The organism is Occallatibacter sp. (assembly GCF_049510455.1).
Lineage (GTDB): Bacteria > Acidobacteriota > Terriglobia > Terriglobales > Acidobacteriaceae > Telmatobacter.
The window spans coordinates 1-9,879 of record NZ_JBEKYX010000198.1; the positions used below are offsets into that span (position 1 = coordinate 1).

2 protein-coding genes are annotated in these 9,879 nt (G+C 59.5%); both read right to left on the bottom strand.

All coding sequences use genetic code 11. From position 1 onward, the window contains the following. Positions 1–828 precede the first annotated feature (828 nt). Positions 829–5,652, bottom strand: a complete 4,824-nt coding sequence (locus ABSG47_RS20860) for a protease pro-enzyme activation domain-containing protein (RefSeq protein ID WP_424172498.1) — start codon at positions 5,650–5,652, stop codon at positions 829–831. 190 nt (positions 5,653–5,842) lie between these two features. Then, entirely contained in the window at positions 5,843–9,469 is a 3,627-nt protein-coding gene (locus ABSG47_RS20865; protein ID WP_424172501.1) for an SBBP repeat-containing protein, read from the bottom strand. Positions 9,470–9,879: the final 410 nt, after the last annotated feature.

Here is a 9,879-nt window from a genome sequence, read left to right on the forward strand (position 1 = left end):
CAGAACGGCAGAGACCCTCGAACAAGCCATCGCAGACCATCTTCCAGACATCAGGCCTCAAGACGCTCAAGCATGGTTCAGAACGCCATTTCATCCTATATAGCTATGAGGAATACGCTCTATTATCAACATCATAGTCTCCATATCCCTTGCGTTGGCGTATGGTGGTGAGACTCCCATGCAATATCTGTGCATGCTTTACAGCGACAACTCACAATGGGGCGAGATGTTTCCTGAACAACAGCAGCAGGGCATAGCCGCTTGCGGCGCTTATACCCAGGCTCTGAAAGAGGCTGCGTCGCCAATTTCTTGCAAATCCAGGCACCGTTGCAGCATCTGCGGTCACGGTTGGGGAGGATTGCGGCTGGATAACAACCGCGGGGGCATTCCCCATCGATTTCTTTCGCCGTTATCCAAATCACTGCCGCATGATCATATTTTAGAACTTGACTCGATCCACGAAGACGAACACGGCACTCGCTGTTGGAACCGGGCAGCACGCAACAGAACTAGGCCCGGGCCTAGTTCTGTTGCGGTGAGATAAACGCAGCCGCTTTAACTGCTGGCGTAGAACATTTCTTCGCCGAGCAAGATCCACCATTCGCAAATATCACTCTCTCCATTGAAAACGCCTTTACCCTCAGTGACGAATACATTGGCGCAGACTTGTCTTCTCGACCAAACCTTTTCTCTTGTAGCCCCGCGGCGGACCATACATAGTTGGATAGTTAGATGTGTCACCGCTCGTAATGCTGCCGAGCGGGCATATTGCGCTCAAAGATAATGGCCGCGCTCAATGAAAGCGCGGCCATGGTTGGAGTGACTTGATTAGTTGACGGTCACGCTGACGGTTGTGGCCTGTGTGATGGAGCCGCTGGTGCCGGTAACCGTGACGACGTATGCGCCCGTCGTAGTACCAGTAGTACCGGTTGGGGTGCCTCCATTGGTGTTGCTCGATCCGCAGCCTATGACCACCCCGGCCAGGGCGCCGAAGAGCAGCACTCCCAGGATAGAACTCCAGCTACGACGGCGTGCTGGGATTCCAAAGAAAAGAAGTCCGGCGAGGGCCAGCCCTCCGCCCACAGCAAAGAGCCTGTTCAGCTGCGAGCCGGGTTTCACGGCTGCAGTAGCGGAGCTGGTGGTGGTGATGGTCAGGGTGGATGGGGTGGATACCGTGGCTGTGGTTGGCGAGAGGCTGCATCCTGGAATGTTTACCGCTCCACTTGGCATATTGGTGACAGCACAGGTCAATGAAACGTTCCCTGTAAAGCCAGTCGTCGAATTCACGGAGATCGTCGAGGTTGTACTGCCACCGGGACTGCTGACGGCGGCGGCATTGGTGCTTGCTAGTGTAAAGGTGGCAGCCACCGGAGAGTTAACGGTGATCGTTACCTGAGCGGTTTCCGTAATGCTACCCGAAGTGCCAGTCACAGTAACGGTATAACTTCCCGCAGTTGTCGTTGCGGATGTCCCTACCGTCAATGTGGAAACAACGCCCGCGGTTCCTGTGGATTCGGTGAGATTAGCCGCTGTCGGACTCAAACTGCATGTGGGATTAGTCGCGCCGCTGGGCCCTCCACCGACAGCGCAAGTGAGGTTCACAGTACCGATGAAGCCGTTGGTTGGAGCAACCGTGATGGCCGAGGTTCCACTGCTGCCAGCGCTAACGGCGGCAATCGCGCCGGGATTGGGAGTAAGGCTAAAGCTGGCGGCGGCAGAGCTGCCGGAAACAACGGCTTGAATATTCAGCGTGTGAATGAACTTGCCGGTGGAATCCGTGCCAGTAACCAGAACGTTGTATGAGCCGCCGGGCGTGGACGACCCGGCGTTGATGGTAAGGGTGAGCGGAACGGAGTTGCTGCTGGCAGATGTGGAACTGCCCGGAGACAACGTTGCCGAAGAGGTAATTGTGCAGGTAATTCCCGATGCCGGCGTGCAGATGAAGCTGACAGGACCACTGAAGCCATTCACCGCGGTCGCGTTAATGATGTCGGTAGCGGAACTGCCCATAGGGACTTGGACTGCCGTCATCTGCGGCACGATGGAGAAGTCGGAAAGCGGGTTGGAAATGGGGTTACTTAGCGTAAAGTCGGAGGGAGCATAGGTGCTGTCTCCGGTGTACTGGAGGGTGACAAAATTCGCTCCCTGAGAGAGATTCTGGCTGTTCAAAACCACGGAGAAGCTGGAAGTGGTCGCGGACGTCGCGGTAAGCCCGAGTTCGGTAGCGACGTTTCCAGACCAGTAGAGGAGGACACCGCCGGTGGGCGCCTGTCCGCTCTGTCCGGTCACCGTACCCGTAATCGTAATGGACGCGGTGGGCGAGGTCGAATTCATGGAGGCTGTAGCCGTCGTGACAGATGCCGCCGTGCCGGTGCCGGCGACAGTTGCAGGCGAAGCGATCGCTATTGCGACTGGAAGTGAGGTAGCGTTGTAGTTCGCGTCGCCGGAATAGCTGACGGTGACGTTATAGTTCCCGGCTGGAGTGTTTGCCGGAGCTGCGATGGTGGCAATGCCCTGCACCGCCTGGAAACCCGAAACCACCCCTGCGGTCAATGTCCCGGAAGTTGGAACACCGGATGGGAATCCGGTCACCGTGACGGTGCCGGTCGGAGCCGCGACGGGCACTGGAGCGACTGTACCCAGGGTATTTCCGTTATTGATCTGGGCGCCGTTGGCCACCTGGACGTTAAAGGTATTGATCTGACCGGTAAGTGCCTGCCCGCCATTCGTCAAAAACTGGCTGGCAGCGCTGATTGCAATCGCCGGAGTGTCTTTTACAACGGTGTACGTGCTCGCCGTTGTCGTTGACTGCTGGTAGCTGCTGTCTCCCGAGTAGCTGGCAACGATGGAGTGCGCGCCTACCGAAAGGGGAGCATTGTATTCAGCGTCGCCCTCCACGTTGACAACGGCGGTATTGATGGCCGAGCCGTTATCGTCAAAGGTTACGGTTCCGGTTGGAATGTCATACGTCGGGCAGGTTGCTCCCTGTGTCGCCTGGCACTTTTCAATCGCGGTAAGCTGCGAGCCGGGCGTAACCTGGGCACTGAGATTCAACTGCGTGCCGTAGTCGATACCGGTCGTTCCCGAGGGAACGGCACCGGTAGCCGAAAATGCATTGAAGAAAATACCGCTGCTCTCCGGCGTGACGGTAATCGGCGTCTGCTGCGATGTGCTGGCGCCGTTTGTCCCGTCGCCGCTGTACTGGCCCCAGATGTTATAAGTTCCTCCGGGCAGGAAGTTGACGTTGCTGTTGCTGAACGATCCATTGGTCAACGGAAAGAAGGTACTTTCCACCGTGTTGATCGGCTCGGTGCTGCTGGTCACCAAGGCTACGTTGCCGGTGGGCGTTCCGCCGGCAACGGTCACCGAACCGCTTACGGTAATCGCGGTTCCATGCGTGAAGGAGGTCGATGAGGGCGTGAGGGTTGTCGTGGTGGTGGCGAACTTTACGTTGCCCCAGTTCGTGACCAGCTGATTGGCGTCTACGGAGCCGAGGCCGCTGGCGAGGTCGTATCCGGCGCCCGCGTTGTAGTCGGGGGTTTTGGTCGTGGTGTTGCCGGTCTGGCCTTCCGTCGCTGTCCCAAACGTGGGGTCGGTGACTGTGACCGGATCGGAAACACTAATGCAGTCGGGAGAAACTGGAATACCGGAACTGGCGGCTGTGATGTTGCAAGGCACGGAGTTGCTGCCGTTCGCTACATCGTGGAAAGCGGCGGGAAACTGCTTCGAAAGCGGGTAGAGAACGAAGTCGGCCTGTCCCTGGCGTCCGTACTTCTGGTTGACCAGCGCCATGATTGCGGCGAAGGAGGGTGAGGATGCCGAGGTTCCGCCTACGCCGGTGATCTGAATGAGGGAGCCGCTGCCGGAAGGTAGCTGGCAGTCGCCGTCCCCAGAGCAGACGGGGTAATAGCTGGCGTTGGCTCCATTGGCGGCAAAGAGTGAGACGTCGGGAACATCGCGAACAGTATCGGTTCCGAACCCCGTTTGCCATGCCGGTTTGGGGTAGCCGGAGGACGTGCCGGTACAGGCCCCAGTCGTGGAGTCAAAGGCTGCGCTGCAAAGCGCAGCGCTGCTGGCTCCGCCGCTGCCGCCCGCAATACTCGAAGACCCGCTACTCGCAGGATCCTGCACGAAGATATTCAGGCCATATTGGCTGTCATTCCACGGCTGTTCGGGAATATAGCCTTGAATGGAAACCGCGGGCGTAACCGTTGGAGTGCCGTTCCAATAGGTAGCGAGCTGCTGCAGGGTAGCTTGCGAGATCGAAGTGGGGGTGTCCTGATTGTAGGTACTGTAGAAGAAGTCCGTCCCGCCTACGGCAACGTTATAGGGCGTGGAGGACAGACCGCTTACACCGACTCCGTTGACCGCATACTCCTGCGAATCGCGATCGCAGCCCGCAGCGCTTGCATCGCCGGATGAAACCATGGCGGTGATGCCCTGGGCCGCGGCCTGCTCCCACAGAGAGTTGAGAAACTGGTTGCTGCTGCCGAGTTGTGATTCGCAGCCGAAGCCGAAACTCATGCTCATGACCGGCGCGACGTTATAGTAGACGGCGTGTTCGGCGGCCAGAATGAGGCCGGACTCGATCGCCGTATCGGCCCCGATCACCAGATCGACCGTAGCTGCCGGAGCCACCGCTCCAGACCATTCCACGTCGAGGTAGGCCTCGCCGGAATCGCCGTTGGGCCCGTCGGGATTGTTTATGCCGTCGATGCCGGGATCATTGCCGTCGATGATGACCTGGGGTGGATTGGACGGCAGGCTGAAGAGTGTGCGGAACTGGTTGACCAGCGCAATATTGATATTCGAATCGTTGATGATGGCGATGGTCTGGCCGGCACCGTTGACTCCGGCATTGTAGAGCGGCTGCAGGTCATACTGGACAGCAAAATCGCCTGGCGCCAGAACGAAGTTCACGTTTGTAGCAGTCCCGTAAGTCCATTGCGGCATTGCTTTGTCGGTCTTGGGATCGTAGCTGGCTTTGCCGAGGACATGGCTGAAGTTCCGCGCGTGGAAGTTGTTGAGCGAGACGAATCCGCCGACAACCGGAGCCAGCGCCGCGGGGATCTGCGGGTTTGTGGAGTTGGCGTAGTGGGTCTCGCCATTGACTTCGTACTTATGAATCTGCGCGTGGAAAGCGCTACGGAACTGGCCCACGTTGCCGGAGAATTCCAGCGTCTGCTTGCCGGGCTTCACGTCGGTGACGCTGAAGCCCTTGGACTGGAGCCATGTTTCGATGGTCGAGATGTCCTGGTCGGAGGGGCCGAACTGCTGGCCGAACTGCGCGGGTGTGAGCCACTTGTGATAGCTGGCGTTTCCGGGCGTGTGCATGTCGGTGACGAGCTGCTTCAGCATCGACTCCTGCGCACTGTTGCGCTTGAGCACCATGTGCATGCGCTCAAGCTGCATGTCGTCGGGCGCGGCTCCGCGGTCGTTGGCCTTGTTGGCCAGCGGATGGACCGTACCGGGGAGCGTGACCAGGGAGTGCTCATCGATGGGTTGGGTGAGGCGCGTGGTGACCAGCGAGGATGCGTCAGGCTGCGGAAATACCTGAGCGGCCAGCAGGACGGGAGAGGGCAGAAGCAGGGCTGTGAACGCAAGGGCGAGCCAGCCCAACCGGTAAAGCGCAGAACGGGAATTCAAATTCATTTGACGCATGACCATCCAATCTTTCTGTTGAGAGAGAAACCAGCTTACATCCAAGAGCTTGTTGAAAAAGAATTCGCCGAAGTCCTGCCGATCGCGCTCCATGCTTTCAGACGCGATTCTGTTTTCATCACAGTGACTTTTGGCGGTTCTTTTCAACAAGCTCCTAAATCAACTTCGATTGATCTGTTGCCTACTGCACGGTCAGCGAGACCGTCTGGCTTTGCATGACTGTTCCGCTGGTCGCGGTTACAGTCAGCGTGTAGTTTTGTGCGCTTGGCGTGGAGCTCTTGTTGCTCGATCCGCACCCGCTTATCGCAGCCATGGTTCCGGCCAGCAGCAGGAGCCATATCAGCATTTTGCCCTTCAGCATCTTGCGCACGCTGCGACTCATCCCGAAGGGCAAGAGCAACAGCGCAAGCGCAATACCGCCTCCGAACAAACTGCGTACGTTCTGCGCCGTTGCCGCAGCCGTCTGCACGCTCATCGTCACCGTGGTGGCTCCAGCATTGGCAGCTACCGTATTCGGCGTGAAAGTCACGGTTGCGCCCGCGGGCTGGCCGGTTGCGGCAAAGCTCAACGCTCCGGGATAGTTCTCTCCACTCGGCGGCGCCAGGCTGAAGCTGTACGTCGCTGCCGCGCCCGCTGCCACGGTGGCCGTGCTCGTTCCCATCGTCGTGAACGAGAAGGTCGTCGCGGTTGCCGCATTCACCGTCAGCGTGTACATAGCCATGCCCGTGTAGGGACCCGGCGCTGGACTGCTGTCTGTCGCCGTCACCGAGAAGGTGAAGGTTCCGCTGGCGGTTGGCGTGCCGGAAAGCACGCCGCCTGTGCTCAACGTAATCCCGCCGGGCAGCGCTCCGGAAGCGACCGCAAAGGCATACGGCATTGTTCCGCCGCTGGCCGTCAGCGTTGCGCTGTAGGCTGTGCCAACCGTCGCTGCGGCCACCGTTGTTGGCGCGATTGTGATCGTTGGCGCTGACACGGCCGCATTCACCGTCAGCATGTATGTTGCCATGCCCGTGTAGGGACCCGGCGCTGGACTGCTGTCCGTCGCCGTCACCGTGAAGGTGAAGGTTCCGCTGGCGGACGGCGTCCCGGAAAGCACGCCGCCGGTGCTCAACGTAATCCCACCGGGCAGCGCCCCGGAGGTGATCGCAAAGGCATACGGCATTGTTCCGCCGCTGGCCGTCAGCGTTGCGCTGTAGGCTGTGCCAACCGTCCCGGCTGCTGCCAGCGTTGTTGGCGAGATTGTGATCGTCGGCGCTGACACGGCCGCCAGAGCCGTGCCCATCAGCGGGATCGCCTGCATGGTTGCGGGTGCGACTGTGGCGTTCAGGTTGTTGTCGGTCAGCATTACGGAGCCGCTCACCGCGCCAACGGCAGGCGCCACCGGCGCAAACTGCACGCTGATGTTGCAGGCTGTATTCGCAGCCACCGAGAAAGTGGACGTGCAGTCCGCCGGCGTTCCACTGCCGGAGGTCTGCATGAAGTTGGCCGCGATGCTATACGTGCCGGTCAACGGCATATTGCCGATGTTTTCAATCTGCACCGGCAGCGCCCCATCCGCCGTGTCGGTCGTGCCGTCGTTTGTCGGGGTGGCAAAGGTCAGCGTAGGCGCGTTGCCAAAGTTCTCCTCAAGCACGTTCCCGAATCCGGTGCTGCCACCACTGAAATTGGCGATATAGACGTTGCCGCTGCCGTCCACCGCCACGCCGGTGGGAGCATTGAGGCCAGTGGCCGAAATGGTGCTCTGCGTGTAGGTGCCGCCTGACGGCGTCTCCTTCAGCACGTTGCCGGCTCCGGTACTGCCGCCAAAAGTATTGGCGATATAGATGTTGCCGCTGCTGTCCACCGCCACGCCGATAGGCTCGTTCAGTCCGGTGGCCGGAATGGTGCTCTGCGTATAGGTACCGTTGACCGACAACGTCTCCAGCTGCATATTGCCGGTCTGGCTGTTACCGCCAAAAGAATTGGCGATATAGACGTTGCCGCTGCTGTCCACTGCCACGCCTGTGGGCTCGGTCAGGCCCGCGACCGGAAGGATGCTCTGCGTATAGGCGCCGCCGGACAGCGTTTCCTTGAGCACTGTGCCTAGCAGGGAGGGGTTGCTACTGATACTGGGAGCAAGAGTATTGGCGATGTAGACGTTGCCGCCGGCGTCTACCGCGATACCGTAGGGATTGACCAGTCCGGTGGCCGGAAAGACGCTCTGCGTGTAGCTGCCGTTGGGTTGCAGCGTCTCCATCAGCACATTCCCGGTGCCTGTCATCGGGTCCCCGGTATTGGCGATATAGACGTTGCCGCTGCCATCCACTGCTACGCCGTTGGGCTGGTTCACCCCGCTGCCGATTGTGCTCTGCGTGTAGCTGCCGCCGGACAACGTCTCCTTGAGCACTGTGCTGGCGCCGGTATTGGCGATATAGATGTTGCCGTTGCCATCCACCGCCACGCCGTTGGCCTGGTCGAGGCTCGCGGCCGGAATCGTAAGCTGCGCGGGGGGAGCGAAGGCCACTTGCGGCCCCTGTCCGGTGCCGAAGACGTAAGCTGTCGCAATCACAGTGCCGGAGGTGTTCTGCAGCATCGCCGCGCCGTAGCGCGTGCCCGCTTTGGTGGGCGTAAAAGCTACATTCACCGTACAGGTCTGGCCCGCGGTGTAGCTGGTTCCGGCAGTATCGCAGCTTCCGCCGCCCGCGTCGGTAAAGTCCAGGTTGGGCATGCCCTGCGTCACCACAGTTGGCGTGGCGATGGTGCCGGCCGCGCTGAAGGTAAAGGTCAGAGTCTGCGGCGCGCTGGCCGTTCCCACCGCCACGGCACCGAGGTTCACTCCCGCGGTCTCATCCTTCAGCGCGCGGTTGTTCTCTGTGTCGGCGATATAAACGTTGCCGTTGCCGTCCAACGTCATGCCCTCGGGCTCAAGAAGGCCGTTGCCGATGATGCTCTGCGCGTAGCCGCCGCCGGGCAGCGGCGTTTCCTTCAGCACCTCGTTTAATACAGCATCGACGATATAGACGTTGAAGCTCGCGTCCAACTTGACGGAAACAGGATCGCTCAGGCCATTGATCACGTCATTCAACTGGGTATAAGCACCGCCGGCGACGGCGGGAGGCGCGTACATGTGCACCGCGCCGTTGTCTGTATCCGCGACATAGAGGTTGCCGTTCGCGTCCACCGCCACGCCCATGGGAAAGGCCAGGCCGGAGGAAACAATCACGCTCTCCGTGTAGGTGCCGCCGGGCATGAGCGTCTCCAGAAGGATATTCCCGGTCCCGCTGCTGCCGCCCTCGGAATTGGCGATATAGACGTTACCGCTCGCGTCCAATGCCAGGCCGGCTGGACCTGCAACGGCCGCGCCGATCATGGTTTCCGTGTAGCCGCCGTTGCCGTTCGGCGTCTCCTTCAGCACATTGCCGAGGGTGCTGGGTCCGCCAAACGTATTGGCGATATAGACGCTGCGGCTTGCGTCCACCGCCACATCGGTGGGAAAAAATAAGTTGGCGACGGTCGGAATTATGCTCGACGTGTAGCCGCCGCCAGGCATCAGTGTCTCCAGAACAACATCCCCGGTACCGTTGGGTCCGCCGGCTTGCTGGGCCATGTAGATGTTGCTGTTCGCGTCCAACGCCAGTCCGTTGGGAGCCAAAAAGTTAGGATCCGTGGCGCCCGTAAGAATGACGTTCTGCGCGTAGCTGAATTGCGCGGCGACCTGCGCCTGGGCGGCGTTCATCCCGCCCCACAGGGCCAGCAGCAGAATTGTTATGGTTGAGACAAGGGAACGAAGACGCAAAGCACAAAAGGCCAAACCGCGAACACACAACATGAAAGACACTCCTCAGGCAACAATTGCACACAGGCTGACAGCAATTGCGAATACTAACGACATCGCGAGACATGTTTCAATGTGTTTCCCGCTCCGTGACAAACAAATGACAATTACGGAGATCCTTGCGCCCTTGTAGCAAGGCCAAAGTTAAAGCCCTGAATTCTTTAAAATATTCGGCATTTTCAGGAAAATTCCTTTCAATGTTTATTCCATGCCGCGGGAAGCCTCGACTACCTTAAACTTGGAGGTCACCGTTGCCTACTGCCACTCCCAAAAAAGCGACACCTAGTACTACAGTTGTAGATAAGTGGTAGTCTGATGGTGCTCTGGGCGTGGTTCTCCGGCGTTGGCGATGGAGAGGCGATTATCCGGCTGGAAGCGTGAGTTGTTGCGGTCGCACGATCGCA